Origin of the sequence: Brevibacterium sp. XM4083, assembly GCF_006489205.2 — a bacterium.
Taxonomy (GTDB): domain Bacteria; phylum Actinomycetota; class Actinomycetes; order Actinomycetales; family Brevibacteriaceae; genus Brevibacterium.
The window spans coordinates 98,010-112,689 of record NZ_VFYR02000001.1 but is presented as its reverse complement, the minus strand read 5'-3'; the positions used below and the strand labels follow the sequence as shown (position 1 = coordinate 112,689).

The 14,680-nt window shown below is 67.9% G+C and carries 13 protein-coding genes; 1 reads left to right on the top strand and 12 read right to left on the bottom strand.

The genetic code is table 11. The features are described from left to right. Positions 1-41: 41 nt before the first annotated feature. The 7 genes from FJ887_RS00500 to rpmB form a co-directional block, all read right to left on the bottom strand. Entirely contained in the window at positions 42-791 is a 750-nt protein-coding gene (locus tag FJ887_RS00500; protein ID WP_140954878.1) for a 3-hydroxybutyrate dehydrogenase, read from the bottom strand. A 296-nt stretch (positions 792-1,087) separates the two neighbouring features. Then, positions 1,088-2,443, bottom strand: a complete 1,356-nt coding sequence (locus tag FJ887_RS00495) for an MFS transporter (RefSeq protein ID WP_140954879.1) — start codon at positions 2,441-2,443, stop codon at positions 1,088-1,090. 492 nt (positions 2,444-2,935) lie between these two features. Continuing rightward, positions 2,936-5,002, bottom strand: a complete 2,067-nt coding sequence (locus FJ887_RS00490) for a bifunctional copper resistance protein CopD/cytochrome c oxidase assembly protein (protein ID WP_140954880.1) — start codon at positions 5,000-5,002, stop codon at positions 2,936-2,938. 219 nt (positions 5,003-5,221) lie between these two features. Next, entirely contained in the window at positions 5,222-5,509 is a 288-nt protein-coding gene (locus FJ887_RS00485) for an HU family DNA-binding protein (protein ID WP_137824957.1), read from the bottom strand. Positions 5,510-5,578: 69 nt separating this feature from the next. Then, complete coding sequence (rpsN, locus tag FJ887_RS00480; protein WP_009376593.1) at positions 5,579-5,884, bottom strand: 30S ribosomal protein S14; 306 nt, start codon at positions 5,882-5,884, stop codon at positions 5,579-5,581. A gap of 6 nt (positions 5,885-5,890) precedes the next feature. Beyond that, positions 5,891-6,058 (bottom strand): 50S ribosomal protein L33, encoded by a 168-nt coding sequence (gene rpmG, locus FJ887_RS00475; RefSeq protein WP_035756283.1) that lies wholly within the window; start codon positions 6,056-6,058, stop codon positions 5,891-5,893. Further along, on the bottom strand, positions 6,058-6,294 hold the full coding sequence (gene rpmB, locus FJ887_RS00470; protein ID WP_137824956.1) for a 50S ribosomal protein L28: 237 nt from the start codon (positions 6,292-6,294) through the stop codon (positions 6,058-6,060). Before rpmB ends, rpmG begins: the two co-directional genes overlap by 1 nt. Positions 6,295-7,006: 712 nt before the next feature. On the opposite strand from rpmB, the gene FJ887_RS00465 reads away from it, so the two are divergent. Next, entirely contained in the window at positions 7,007-8,131 is a 1,125-nt protein-coding gene (locus FJ887_RS00465) for a protein kinase (protein ID WP_140954881.1), read from the top strand. Positions 8,132-8,402: 271 nt separating this feature from the next. Here FJ887_RS00465 and FJ887_RS00460 read toward each other — a convergent pair whose 3' ends face one another. The 5 genes from FJ887_RS00460 to FJ887_RS00440 all read right to left on the bottom strand — a co-directional run bounded on the left by FJ887_RS00460 (position 8,403) and on the right by FJ887_RS00440 (position 14,678). Next, on the bottom strand, positions 8,403-9,842 hold the full coding sequence (locus FJ887_RS00460; RefSeq protein ID WP_140954882.1) for a dihydrolipoamide acetyltransferase family protein: 1,440 nt from the start codon (positions 9,840-9,842) through the stop codon (positions 8,403-8,405). 15 nt (positions 9,843-9,857) lie between these two features. After that, positions 9,858-10,832 (bottom strand): alpha-ketoacid dehydrogenase subunit beta, encoded by a 975-nt coding sequence (locus tag FJ887_RS00455; RefSeq protein WP_140954883.1) that lies wholly within the window; start codon positions 10,830-10,832, stop codon positions 9,858-9,860. After that, entirely contained in the window at positions 10,832-11,926 is a 1,095-nt protein-coding gene (gene pdhA / locus FJ887_RS00450) for a pyruvate dehydrogenase (acetyl-transferring) E1 component subunit alpha (protein ID WP_249356690.1), read from the bottom strand. Before pdhA ends, FJ887_RS00455 begins: the two co-directional genes overlap by 1 nt. A gap of 431 nt (positions 11,927-12,357) precedes the next feature. Beyond that, positions 12,358-13,875, bottom strand: coding sequence for a hypothetical protein (locus FJ887_RS00445; protein ID WP_140954884.1), 1,518 nt, complete (start codon positions 13,873-13,875; stop codon positions 12,358-12,360). Continuing rightward, complete coding sequence (locus tag FJ887_RS00440) at positions 13,872-14,678, bottom strand: hypothetical protein (protein WP_140954885.1); 807 nt, start codon at positions 14,676-14,678, stop codon at positions 13,872-13,874. The genes FJ887_RS00445 and FJ887_RS00440 overlap by 4 nt, the downstream gene beginning before the upstream one ends. Positions 14,679-14,680 lie beyond the last annotated feature (2 nt).

Genomic DNA, 14,680 nt, shown 5'->3' with positions numbered 1-14,680 from the left:
GGCGACTCGTCCCAGAGTGGCCGCGTTGCCCGCAGGCTGACTCAGGCGGCGGTCCATCCGCCGTCGACGCTGTGGGCGGCTCCCGTGACGACGCCGGCCGCGTCGCTGGCGAGGAAGAGGGCGAGGGCGGCGATGTCCTCGGGCTCGGCGAGCTTCGGGACCGCCGCGTGCCCGAGGAACACCTTCTCGAGCACCTCGTCCTCGCTGATCCCGTTCGTCCGCGCCTGCTCGGCGATCTGCCCCTTGACCAGGGGCGTGAGGACGTAGCCGGGGTTGATCGCATTGCACGTCACGCCGTGGGCACCCGCCTCGAGCGCCGTAGTCTTCGTCAGCCCCATGAGCCCGTGCTTGGCGGCGACGTATGCGGACTTGTTCGCCGAGGCGCGCAGCCCGTGGACGGACGAGAGGTTGATGACCCGCCCCCACCCGCGGGCGTACATCGCCGGCAGCGCGGCCTTCGTCAGCACGAACGGCGCCTCGAGCATAAGGGTCATGATGAGCCGCCATTCCTCGAGCGGGAACTCCGTGATCGGGTGGATCCGCTGGATGCCGGCGTTGTTGACGAGGATGTCGACGTCGATGTCGATCCCCTCGAGCGCCGAGGTGTCGGCGAGGTTGACCACCCACGCCTGTCCGCCGATGGACTCGGCGACCGCTCCGGCCGCCTCCGCGTCGACGTCGGCGACGGTGACCGTCGCTCCGGCGGCGGCGAACGTCTCGCACATCGCCTTGCCGAGACCGGAGGCGCCGCCGGTGACGAGCGCCCGCTTGCCGGTGAGATCAACAGTCATTCCTCATCCTCATTCCTCGTTCGTCTGTCGGACAGTGCAGTCGGTGGCCCGACCGGTCAGAGCAGTCGGTGGCCCGACCGGTCCGCGCCGGGTGCCATCGTCTCACCTCACCGCGACGGCCGGTGGATCTTCGCCGAGGCGGGGCCATGCCACCGCGCCGATCGGCCGACGCGTACCCACTCCCCCCACGCCCCGCACGGAATGCACCTGGCCGTGGTCGTCGCCCCGCCTCGGCGAGGGGAGGACGACCGCAGCCGCCGGCGACGACCCGCCCGCTCAGCCGGGGCACTTCCCGCTCAGCCGGCGACGACTCCGCGGCGGACCTTGTCGGCATGGTCGAGCGAGTGGAGGTCGATGCCCTTCGTCTCGCGCGTGAAGATCAGCGCGACGAGCGAGATGAGCGCCGCCACCGCGAGGTAGATCGCGATCGGGATCGAGGAGTGGAACTCGTCGAGGAGCGCGGTCGCGATGATCGGCGCGAAGGACCCCGCGACGATCGCCGTGACCTGGTACCCGGTCGAGACACCGGAGTTGCGCATCCGGGTCGGGAACATCTCGGCCATGATCGCCGGCTGGCCGGCATACATGAACCCGTGGAAGATGAGGCCGAGCAGGAGGGCGAGGAAGATGAGCCCGGGATTGCCGGTGTCGTACATCGGGAAGGCGAAGAAGCCCCACGACGCAGTGAGGATGATGCCGATCGCGTACGGCGGTTTGCGGCCGATCCGGTCGCCGAGGGCACCGATCATCGGCACGAGCAGCGCATGGATCGCGTGCGCGCCGAGGAGGAGGCCGAGGATCTCGCTCGCCTCGATCTTCGCAACGACCGCGAGGTAGGTGATCGAGAAGGTGACGACGAGGTAGTAGTGGATGTTCTCCACCAGCCGCAGACCCATCGCGGTGAAGACCTCACGCGGGTAGCGCTTGAAGACGGCCTTGACGCCGTAGTCGACGCCCTCCTCGATCTCCTCGGCTTGGATCTTCTCGAAGATCGGGGCGTCGGAGACCCGGGTGCGGATGTAGTAGCCGATGAGGACGATGACCGCCGAGAGCCAGAACGCGATGCGCCAGCCCCACGAGAGGAAGGCCTCTTCGCTCAGGGTCGCGGTGAGGACGAAGAGGACGCCGGTGGCGAGCAGATTGCCCAACGGCACACCCGACTGCGGCCACGACGCCCAGAAGCCGCGCTCCTTGTCCGGGGAGTGCTCGGCGACGAGGAGCACCGCCCCGCCCCATTCGCCGCCGACCGCGAAGCCCTGGACGATGCGCAGGAGGACGAGGAGGATCGGCGCGAGGTAGCCGATCTGCCCGAAGGTCGGCAGACAGCCCATGAGGAACGTCGCGGCGCCGACGAGGATGATCGAGAGCTGCAGGAGCTTCTTGCGCCCGAACTTGTCACCGTAGTGGCCGAAGACGATGCCGCCGATGGGACGAGCGATGAAGCCGACGGCGTAGGTCGCGAAGCCGAGCAGGATCGGCGTGAGCGGATTGTCCGACGGCGGGAACAGGATGTGGTTGAACACCAGCGTCGCCGCTGACCCGTAGAGGAAGAACTCGTACCATTCGACGACCGTGCCGGCCATCGACGCGGCGACGACCTTGCGCAGCTGCGCGCGCACCGACTTCCTCTCCGTGGGGCTCTGTGCAGTCATGACTCTCCTCGATTTCTCCGATCCGCGCCGCGACTCTGCGGGCTGATCGTGCTGACCTGTCACCGTGTCCGGTGCGGCGGCCGTGGCAGGACTCTCGGCGATGAGAGCTCTCACGGGTCTGCGCACACCGATCCTCACCGTGATCCGGTGATGGCGGTTCCCTCTCAGTGTGCGCTACTTCACAGGCGATTGGGATGCACCGAGGCGCGAAAACGAGAATTTCCTGTGCATATTCGTGCACAGCGGGTGTGCGTCGTGCGCAGACGTGCGCGACCTCGCCGAGGTGACCGGACGTCCCGTGCATCGGCGGTGTCAGGGTGGCGCGGGGTCAGCGGCGTCGAGGCGGTCGGGTGTCCCGTACGACAGTGCGGGCCGGGTGGCGCCGGGGCGGGCGTGCCACCAGAGTGCCGGTGCACTCGGGCCTCCTGTGCGCCAACGGGGGGCTACCGCCGACGAGGCGACCCGGTCACGAGGACCCGCACCCCGGCCGCGTCAGCTGCGGCGCTGTTCGGCGCGGGAATCGCTTTCGGCCATCGTGGCGAGCATGTCGTTGTACGCGCGCAGCTCGGCGTCGTTCGTCCGGGCTTCGCGCCGGTCGACCCGCTTGGCTTCGCGATCCGAGGACTTCGACCACTGGAAGGCGACCATGATCGCGAGGAACAGGGTCGGCAGCTCGCCGATGCCCCACGCGATCGCGCCGCCCTTCTGCTGGTCCTCGATCGCGGTGTAGCCCCAGTCGGTGCCCATGTTGCCGAACCAGTTGCCTTCGATGAGGACTTCGGAGCTGAGCAGGGAGATGCCGAAGAACGCGTGGAAGGCCATCGTGATGAGCAGCGTGAGCAGCCGCAGCGGGTACGGGAACCGCTTGACCCCGGGGTCGACGCCGATGAGCGACTGGGCGAAGAGGTAGCCGGCGCCGAGGAAGTGGAAGATCATCAGCTCGTGTCCGAGGTGGTACTCGAGCGCGTACCGCATGAGACCCGCGTAGTAGAAGACGACGAGGGACCCGGCGAAGTTGACGCTCGCGACGACGGGGTTCGCGAGGAACCGCAGGTACGGCGTGTGGACGAGCCAGAGCACCCATTCGCGGATGCCGCGGGAACCGTCGGTGCGCGGGGTCGTCGCCCGCATGAGCATGGTGATCGGCGCGCCGAGGACCATGGGGATCGGCACGACCATGACGAGCAGCATGTGCTGGATCATGTGCGCGGAGAACTGCACCTCGCCGTAGACGACGGGACCGCCCGAGGTGACGTAGATGAGGAGCACCATGCCGACGAGCCAGCAGACGAGGCGCGCGACCGGCCAGGAATCGCCTCGGCGCTTGAGATGGATGAACCCGGCGACGTACGCGAGGCCCAGGCCCACAGCGATGACGAGCCACAGCGGGTCGACCGACCATTCGGTGAAGTAGCGGGAGAACGTCGGCTGCGGGGGCAGCGGCTCCCCGGAGAGGATCTCGGAAGGCGTGGGATTGCCGACCGGTTCCTGGGGCACGGGCGGCTGCGACCGGGCCAGTGCGGCGGCCAGGCCCATGGTCGCGCCGAAGATGACGAACTCGGTGATGATGAGGCGCCAGAACTCCGCGGTCACCGAGGCGACGGTGCCGAGGCGCGCGATGACGTAGCGGCGGTGCCAGAAGCCGATGAGGCCGAGGAGGATCGTGCCGATGACCTTGCCGATGATGACCTGCCCGTACGGGGTCATGAGGTCGGCGAAGGACTGGACGCGCAGAAGCGAGTTGACGACGCCGGAGAACGCGACGAGGACGAACGCGAAGAGCGCGTACGACGAGTACCGGCTGATGATCGTGCTCAGGTGCGGTGACTTCGCGAGGCGGCCGCCGAGGAGGGCGACGACGAGGAGACCGCCGAGCCAGATCGTCACGCCGAGGAGGTGGAGGCCGATGCTGTTGACGGCCTGCGTGTGACCCGAGGCCTGCGCGGAGTGGCCCATGAGCGCCATGGGGATCATCACGCTGATGGAGATGAGCCCGGCGAACGCGATTCCGAGGTAGGACCGGGAGCCGAAGCACAGCGTCGAGGCGACGGCGATGAGGACGACGATGAGCGTCCACAGCTGCCCGAAGGCGATCTGCGTGACGAAGACGCCGAGCTGGTTGGAGAAGTCGATGTAGGCCTGGGCGCCGACGGTGTCCATGAAGGTGAAGATGAGGACGGCGACCGCGGAGACGGTCCACGCCACCGAGGCGACCTCGGCGATCTTCAGTGACTTCTCCCAGAGTGCGTCGAGCGGCGGCTGGTCGGCTTCACCGGCCTTCTTCCCGCCCTTGTGCCGTGTGCGGCCCTGCGTGCGCGGGAGGATGAGGAGGGCGAAGAGCAGGGACCCGATGGTCACCGACATCGCGACGTTGAAGAGGGACTTGGCCGCGGGGAGCCCGAAGCGGACGACACGGCCGGGGTCGTTGAGCAGAGTCGCCTCGGCGGCGCCGGTGTAGAGCATCGCGAGGAATCCCACGATGAGGCCGACGACTACGACGATGGGCACGGCGGCCCGCGTGGTGAAACCGACGAGCGGTGCAATGATCTTGGAGGTCACAGGTGCCTGCCCGCCGCTGAATCCATAGCCCCAAGGATATCGTCCCGGGCTTCCCCCCTGCCAATTCGCACCCGCCGAGGTGGCGCAGATCTCCCTGGGAATCCGCGCTCGACGTTCACGGACACGGCGCCCCGCCTCGGCGACGGATGCCTCAGCCCGGACAGCAGAAGACCCGGACCGATGATCGATCCGGGTCTTCGTGCGCGTGAAGCGCGAAGGTCACTTCGGGGCGCCGGCGGCAGCCTTGAGCTTCGAACCAGCGGACAGCTTGACGGAGTAGCCGGCCTTGATCTGGATCTCTTCACCGGTCTGCGGGTTGCGGCCCTTGCGAGCGGCACGCTCGGTGCGCTCGACGGAGAGCCAGCCCGGGATGGTGAGCTTCTCGCCCTTGTCGACGACGTCGGAGAAGACATCGAAGACTCCGTCGAGAACATCCGAGACCTGCTTCTGGGTCAGGCCGGACTTCTCGGCAACTTCTGCAACGAGCTCACTGCGGTTCTTAGCCATAAAAGTGTCCTCCTTAGGACAAGTCGGTCGGTTACCGGTCCGTTTTTCCGATAACGAACTTCCTCGAGATTACCAGCTGGACTTCGTGATGCCCGGCAACTCGCCGTCGTGTGCCATTTCGCGGAAGCGGACACGGGAGAGTCCGAACTTGCGCAGGTAGCCGCGGGGGCGGCCGTCAACCTGGTCACGATTGCGCACGCGCACTGGCGAGGCATCGCGAGGAAGCTTCTGCAGGCCGAGGCGTGCTTCTTCACGCTGCTCGTCGGTGCTGTCGGGGTGGGTGAGCTGACGCTTGAGGGCCGCACGGCGCTCTGCGTAGCGTTCAACGATGACGCGACGCTGCTTGTCGCGGGCGATCTTGGACTTCTTGGCCATGTGCGCTCAGCGCTCCTCTCGGAAATCGACGTGCTTGCGGACGACGGGATCGTACTTCTTGAGCACGATACGGTCCGGGTTGTTGCGGCGGTTCTTGCGGGTCACGTAGGTGTACCCGGTGCCGGCGGTCGACTTGAGCTTGATGATCGGACGAACGTCTTGTGCCTTCGCCATCAGAGCTTCACTCCCTTGGCAATGAGTTCGGCGACCACGGAGTCGATGCCGCGCACGTCGATGACCTTGATGCCCTTGGCGGACACGTTGAGGGTGACGTTGCGACGCAGCGACGGAACGTAGTAGCGCTTCGTCTGAATGTTCGGGTTGAAGCGGCGCTTGGTGCGGCGCTTCGAGTGGGACACATTGTGTCCGAAACCGGGAACGGCCCCGGTGACTTGGCAGGTTGCTGCCATGACTCTCCTCCAGTTCACAAGTTACCGACTCTCGAAACAAGCCCGAGCTGAACCGGTCGACGGTCCTGACTCGCTTGCGCCGATGTCGGAAGACATCAACAAATTCTCGCGATGCTGCTGTGCTCACGCGGGCCCTGAGCAGGCACGTCGAAGGACGGTCCGAAGGGTCCGAGTCGCAAGCACGCGGCGTTCGCAATGGAAATTGTGTACGCCGAAACAGGCTTGCCCGTTCGGGCGAGATGTCTCACCAGCGCTGAAGCCGTAGCCTGTGAGAGATGGCCGAAGCTGGAGTGCAGCGGTGGGTGAGCACCATGTCGGTCATAGCAGATCCGTCGAGGACGGGCCCGTTACGACACAACAGACATCCAGTTTAGAGACGTTCCGGCCTTCAGAGCAAATTCACACCGTCCCCGGATTCACGGGGCTCGCGCCGAGGCGGCGGGCGGATCGGAGCAGAGGCCGCTGCCGCGCGGCGGTGACCGGGGCCCTGCCGTGTCGCCCGAGTTCACGCGGATCCCGCGTGCTGTGGTGTGGCCGCACGGGTGTTCGGCGTTGTCAGGGGGCCGCCGGCGGGCGTCTCGGCGCCGTTCTCAGGGTCCGACCGCCTCGGCGACGGAGGCCCGTCAGGCCGTCCTGACCGTGTTGAAGACCCACCGAACTCGTGCCAAGGTAAGAGGATGATTGCCACCACATCTGGCACTCTGGAGGACAGATGAGCGACGTTCCACCGAGGCCGCGCATCCGTCCCGCGACCAGTGATGACTGGGATTCGTCCGATCGATCCGGCCGGAGTCCGCAGCCCGGGTCGCAGGGAGCGGACGCCCACTCAGCCGATGCCGAGTTCGATGGCTCGACCTACTACGAATACATCGAACGTCACACCGGTGACCTTCCCCTTTCGCGAACTCGTCGGGCCAATGTCTTCGCCCCCGCGGGCAGCTCGCCGTTCCAGGATCACGTCAATGCCGCCGGCAGCGGCGGTGCGGCCGGCCACGCGGCCGGCTCTGCCCGGCACTCGGGTGCGCCCGCCCAAAGGACCGGCCTCGGCACTGACCCCGGCGAGGCAGGAGCCTTCGAGACCGGCGGCGCTGGGGTTCCCGGCCCGGGTGGTTCGGGTGCGCACGGTCAGGGCGGCTACGGGCCCGGGGGCTATGGTCCTGGGGGTTACGGGCCTGGGAGTTACGGGCCTGGGAGTTACGGTCCTGGTGGCTACGGCCCTGGGGGGCCGAATTCCGGCATCGGTCCGGCCGTCGCCGACTCCGGCCCCCGCAAGGGGTCGGTCACGAAGGTCGTCATCGTCATCGCCGCGATCCTCGCGGTGCTCGCACTCCTCGGCTATTTCGGTGTGCGCTGGCTCGCCCCCGAGTCCGGCACGGTGCCCGTCGACGTCGGCGGAGAGGCGTCGAGCTCGGCAGCGCCAACGCCCTCGGACGAACTCGTCCGGCCCACCGGGACCCCGGAAGAGGAGCTCGACGGGTTCGTGACGTCAGGCACCGAGGCGGCCGCAGACCTCGAAGGCCAGTGGGTGACCCAGGTGAGCGCGAAGAAGGTCGGACTGGAAGCCGACGGCAAGACGTGGTCGGCACAGGACATCCTCGACGAGTTCAAAGCCAACCAGGTGAAGTATCCCGGGTCGATCCTCATCTACAGCGGCGACTGGAGTGCCTACAAGTCCGGCGACTACTGGGTGACGGTCGTCGACACCGGCTACAGCGATGCGAAGCCGGCGCTCGACAAGTGCCGCTCGTGGGGTCTCGACCGCGACCACTGCCTCGCCAAGCGACTCGTCAAGGACGGCGAGTACTCCGAGGACAACAGCGCCTACCTCGACAGCTGACACCGCGGCACCCCTCCGCTGAGCGGCGGCTCGGACTGCCGACAGCGAGACGCCCTACCCGCAGCGGCTCACCGTCCACGGAATGGCACCTTTCCGCTCAGCGGCGAACACAACCCCTGGCTTCGCACGCCCAACCCTGAACTCCACATCAGTCGCCAGCACGAGGTGTCTGGGGAGCCGAGTGGTGTGGTCGGCAGCATCCGCCTCCCTCAGACGACCGAAGCCGCATATCACCTCGTGCGCGGGGTGATATGCGGCTCCAGTGTCGGCCTCAGGCGAGGAGGACGCTCGGATCCTCGAGGCCGCGGCCGACATCGGCGAGGAACTTCGAGATGATCTCGCCGTCGACGACGCGGTGGTCGGCGCTCACGGACAGGGTCGTGATCTCACGCGGCACGATCTCGTCGTCGACGACCCACGGCTTCTTCCGCACCTGCCCGAAGGCGAGGATCGCGGCTTCCCCGGGGTTGATGATCGGCGTTCCGGCATCGACGCCGAAGACGCCGACATTCGTGATCGTGATCGTGCCCCCGGCCTGGTCAGCGGGCGGAGTCTTGCCCGAACGAGCGAGGGCCGTGAGGTCCTGCATCTCCTGCGCCAGCTGCGTCAGGCCCATCGTGTGCGCGTTCTTGATGTTCGGCACGATGAGTCCGCGCGGCGTGGCCGCAGCGATCCCGAGGTTGACGTACTTCCTGACGACGATGTCATCGCCGTCGAGTGTCGAGTTGATCCGCGGGTTCCGCGCCACCGCCCATGCCACGGCCTTCGCGACGATGAGCAGCGGAGACACGCGCACATCCTCCCCGAGGACCTTCGACGCCTTGAGACGGCGGACGAACGCCATCGTCTCGGTGACGTCGACATCGAGGAACTCGGTGACGTGCGGCATCGTGAACGCCGAGTCGACCATCGCCTTGGCCATCATCTTCACGACGCCCTTGAACGGGATCCGCTCCTCGAGAGCGGCCACGTCAGCACTCGCCGAGGCGGTCGCCCCAGCCGCGGTGGCTCCAGTCGCAGCAGGTGCCGCGGTGCCGTCGGCCGCGGCCTGGACATCGGCGCGCGTGACCTCACCGCGGGATCCGGTGGGCGTCACCGATGCGAGGTCGATGCCGAGGTCCTTCGCGAGCTTGCGCACAGGAGGCTTGGCCAGCGGCTTGCCCGCCGAGGCGGCCTCGGCAGACTCAGCTGCGCCATCGGCCGCGGCCGAACCGGTTTCAGGCTGCGCGGGCGCTGTCGCAGGCGCGGCGGGGCCGGAAGACTCCGCCGTGCCCGAGGCCTCCGCGGCACCCGACTGCGACGCGGCGGCCGACCCGCCCTTGCGGGGGCGGCGCTTCGATGAGGCGGCCTTGGCGCCGTACCCGACGAGGGTGGCACCGCCCTCGTCGTCGCTGGTCACAGCACCGTCAGAGGCCGGGGCGGTCGCCTCGGCGTGCGGTGCGCTCATCGTCTCCGCGCCGGCGCCGGCATCATCGGCACCTCCGAAGCGGATGATCGGGGTCCCGACCTCGACGGTCTGCCCCTCCTCGACGAGGAGGGCGCCGACGGTCCCGGCCTGCGGGCTCGGGAGTTCGACGAGGGACTTCGCGGTCTCGATCTCGACGAGGATCTGGTTGACCGTCACCTCGTCGCCGGGGGCCACCTTCCAGGAGACGATGTCCGCCTCGGTGAGGCCTTCGCCGACGTCGGGAAGAGGGAATTCGAACGCCATTCTTGCTTCCTTTCGTCAGTAGGCCAGGGCCCGGTCGACACCGTCGAAGATGCGATCGAGATCGGGCAGATAGTGCTCTTCCATCCGCGAGCCGGGGTACGGCGTGTGGTAGCCGCCGACACGGATGACCGGGGCTTCGAGGTTGAAGAAGCAGCGCTCGGAGATGCGGGCGGCGATCTCCGATCCGAGGCCGAGGAACGTCGGTGCCTCGTGGGCGACGACGAGGCGACCCGTCTTCTGGACGGACTTCTCGATCGTCGTGAAGTCGATCGGGTTGAGGCTGCGGAGGTCGATGAGCTCGACGCTCTTGCCCTCCTCGGCGGCGGCCGCGACGACATCGGCCGCGGTGGGCACGAGGGGTCCGTACGCCACGAGCGTGACGTCGGTGCCCTCGGAGACGACGCGGGCGTCGTGCATGCCGAGGTCCTTCGCCGAGGTGTCGACGTCCCCGCGCTGCCAGTACCGGCGCTTGGGTTCGAAGAACATCACCGGGTCGTCGCTGCGGATCGCCTCCTGGATCATCCAGTACGCGTCGTTGGCGTTCGACGGGCTGATGAGCTTGAGTCCCGCATGGTGGGCGAAGACGGTCTCGGGGCTCTCCGAGTGGTGCTCGGGCGAGCCGATGCCGCCGCCGTAGGGCACGCGGATGACCATCGGGATGCGCTCATTGCCCAGGGTGCGGTTGTAGAGCTTGGCGACCTGGGTGACGATCTGGTCGTAGGCGGGGAAGATGAACGCGTCGAACTGGATCTCGACGACGGGTCGGTAGCCGCGGATCGCCATGCCGACCGAGGTGCCGACGATCCCGGATTCGGCGAGCGGCGCATCGATGACGCGCTGCGGGCCGAAGTCCTTCTGCAAGCCCTCGGTGACGCGGAAGACACCGCCGAGCTTGCCGATGTCCTCACCAATGAGGACGACCTTCGGGTCGTCCTCCATGGCCTTGCGCAGACCGGCTGTGATCGCCTTGGAAAGCGGAAGTTTCTCCATCAGGCCTCACCTGCATCGGCGAATGAGGACTGGTACGCGAGGTACTCCGCACGTTCCTCATCGACGAGGGGGTGAGGTTCGGAGGTGACGTGAGCGAACATCTCGACACCGTCGGGGTCTTCCATGGTCATGCAGTTGTGGCGGATGCGCGCGGCGAGCGTGTCCGCCTCGGCGTCGACCTCGGCGAAGAACGACTCATCGGTGTCCGAGTGCTTCTCGAGGTAGGCGCGCAGACGGGTGATCGGGTCGCGGTCGGCCCAGATCTCCTCTTCGGCGCGGTCGCGGTACTTCGTCGGGTCGTCGGCGGTGGTGTGCGCACCGCGACGGTACGTGTAGGCCTCGATGAGCATCGGGCCGTTGCCGGAGCGCACCGAGTCTAGGCTCGCGCGGGCCACGGCGTACATCGCGATGATGTCGTTGCCGTCGACGCGGATGCCGGGCACGCCGAATCCCTCGCCGCGCTTGTAGAGCGGGGCCGGGGTCTGGACGTTCGTCGGCTCGGAGATCGCCCACTGGTTGTTCTGGCAGAAGAAGAGCACCGGGGCGTGGAAGGCACCGGCGAAGGTCAGCGCCTCCGAGACGTCGCCCTGCGAGGTCGCACCGTCGCCGAAGCACGCGATGGCCACCGTGTCGCGTTCGAGGTCACCGGTGCCGACGTCGCCGTCCATCGACACACCCATGGCGTAGCCGGCGGCGTGGAGGGTCTGCGAGCCGATGACGATCGTGTACGTGTGGAAGCGGTGCTCCTGCGGGTCCCAGCCGCCGTGGTTCTGCCCGCGGAAGATGCCGAGCAGCGTTTCGGGTTCGACGCCGCGGGTGTACGCGAGACCGTGCTCACGGTACGTGGGGAAGACGAAGTCCTGGGGGCGGGCGGCGCGGCCCATGCCGATCTGGGCGGCCTCCTGGCCGAACATCGGGGCCCACAGTCCCAGCTGACCCTGGCGCTGCAGGGCTGCACCCTCCGCATCGACGCGGCGGACGAGGACCATGTCCCGGTAGAACCCGCGCAGATCCTCATCGGTGAGCTCTGCGGCGAAGGCGTCGTACTCGCCCGAGGCAACGCGGTTGCCGTCCTCGGTGAGCATCTGAATCATGCGAGGCTCCGCTGACTGACTGTGGGCAGTCCCGGATCCCACTGAAATGTTCGAGGTCATTTCAGCTCTCCTTATTCTCAAGGTCCTTACAGCACCGGAGGTGACCGGTGGCGGACAGTGTGCTGCGGGCAACGCCTCTGGTGGAAGGAATCGCCCTCGCGTGATCTGATTCACAGGTACCCCTACGATACAGAATCCGGGGTGCCCGTGCCACCGCCAGGGTGCTGTCGGCACCGCTGCGAACCGGTGGTCCGCAGCGACGTCGAAATGCATCGGTCGTGGTCAGCCTACGGATGGCACCGATGTCCTGGCGGGCGTCGCCAAAGCCCGGAGGCGGAATTGTCGATCCTCGCCGAGGTGGTTGGGAGTCCGACCACCGCACGTGAAAGAGTCGCATGTCGAAGGGTTGGTCCCGCCGCTCCCGTCCCCGCTCAGTTCCGCTTCCGCTTGCCCTGGTAGTCCCTCGTCTCCGTGATGTCTCCGGTGAAGAACCCGGCATTGCGGGAGGTGAAGCGCCGCAGTGCCGGATGCCCGGCACCGACCATGAGAGCCAGTGATGCCGAGTACGCCGCGGAGGAATGCGCGGCGCCGGCCGAGGAGAACATCTCATCGAGTTCGGCGTCGGATTTGTCGGCGAGGTTCGGGGCCGTCCGCAGCTCGTCGGGGTCGTAGTCGACGGTGATCGTCGTCCAGCGGTCCCGAGTGGGGTCCTCGTTCCCGTCGAGGTCGGGCACCAGGTCCTGTTCGTGTTCGATGGCGAGCACGTCGACGCTCTCGTCGATGGCGAAGTCGGAGATCGGGGCGCCGACGGTGACGAGTGCCGTGACGTTGACGTCGGCGAGGAACGCCGGATCCGCCGCGAGGGAGCCGGCGGTGATGCCGCCCTGGGAGTAGCCGACGAGCATGACCTCGGCGTCGCTGCCGATCCCGGCGTCGGCGATGGCCTGCCGGACCATTTCGCGCATCACGGTGTCGTTGCCGGCCATGCCCTCGACGTTCGTCGTCAGATCGGTCGTGTTCTCCCCCGGCTCCGGCGACCAGTCGGTGGTGGCCGGCACGTAGACGATGTAGCGGGTCGTGCCGTCCGGTGACCTCACCTCCTCGATGCGCACCTGCCCCGAGTCGACGCCGCGGTGCTGCGCGGCCTCCCTGCTGTAGAGCTCGGCGACATCGGCCGGCGGCTTCGCATGGGCGGGGGTGAGACCCTCCGCCTTCCAGACCTCGACTTCGGAGGGGGTGAGGAGTCCGACGAGGTTCGCCGCGGCGAGCACCCAGGCGGTCATCGACCCGGAGTCGTGGGGCCACAGGGTGGTGTCGCTGTCGACGGCGAGCAGCTGCGGCGGCAATCCGAGGAACCCGACGACCATGCCGGGCAGGACGTGTTCGATGACGGCGCCCGTGGCGTCCGAGTTCTCGAACACGAGACGGGTGAGGTCCTCCTTGAGCCGATCCGCCGTCTGTGCGAGGTCGATCCCGAACCGCTGCTCGACGAGGTCGTCGGCACCGACCGCATCGAGGACCGTAGCCGCGGCGTAGACCGGGATCCCGACGACGACGGCTGTGGGGATGACGACGGGCAGGCTGATGGCGATGACGCGGCCGGTGACGTAGCCGAGCCCGTCGAGGAGTCCGCCGAAGACCTCACTCACCCCCTTCTCCGCCTCCCGGTAGGCGAGCGCCGCCGTTCGGATCGCGAGCGTGGTGGCTTCGAGTTCGAGGAGGACGAGGGTGAGGTGCTGGTGGTAGACGATCCGTGCGCGGTCGAGGTTGAGCGCGGTCAGGGGCGAGGGCACCTGGGTGAGCAGGGTGGCGAGGTCGAAGTCGGCGACGGCGCCTGCGGCATTGAGATCGCCGATGCGCCGGACGATCCGGTCGAGGTCGGTGCCGCTGAGCTCGGCCCGGTCGTCGATCGTCATCCGACCCCCGCCGCGGGTGCGCGTGGCGATCATCGGGCCGCCTCCTCGGTGCGGGTGAGCTCGGTGAGGGTGGCCGCGATGAGCATCCGCACCGCCTCGGCGCCGACGTCCTCCATCTCCGCCACGGTCACCCCGGCCGCGCCGCGCTCGAGGAGCGGACGGTGCCAGGAGTCGCTCTGCCGGTGGAGGAACTCCATCCCGGACCGGGTCCGCACCCCGGCATACGTGAGGGTGAGGACGCAGTCGCCGGTGATGAGGTCGGTGAGCTCCTCACCGACGACGGCGAGATCGGTGATGTCGAGGCGGCGGAGGAACTCGAACCCGGCGAAGTCGGAGAAGTCCGAGCCGCGCAGGGCGAGTATCGCGAGGGCAGTGTCGGCGCAGACGGCGATCTCGAGGGTGAGGGCGGCGTCTGCGCCGCCGACGACGATGCCGAGCCGGAACCGCGTGAGATTGAGTTCGCTCGCGAAGCCGGCGAGCCAGGCGGAGAGGACGTCGAGGTCGCGGGGTCGGACGACGTCGGTGGGATGCTCGGGCAGGCCGGCCGCGGTCGGGGTGACGACCATTCCCGCCGAGGTGGTCGCCCGGGATGAGGCTGCACCCGCGCGGTCACCGGTGGGCAGCAGCTGCTTCGGCCACAGGCAGCGCAGACGGTGGGGCAGCCGCCGGATCCGCTCGAGATCGACGGTGATCCACCGGGTGCCGAGCACACTGTCCTTGGCCGCCGCCCGGTCGTGGTTGAGCACGTGCCGGGACGCGAGCAGCCGCTCGGTGGCGTGGTGTTCCCCGGCGTGCCCGTCGGCGGCGTGCCCGTGGCCTGCCTCCGTCACGATCATCC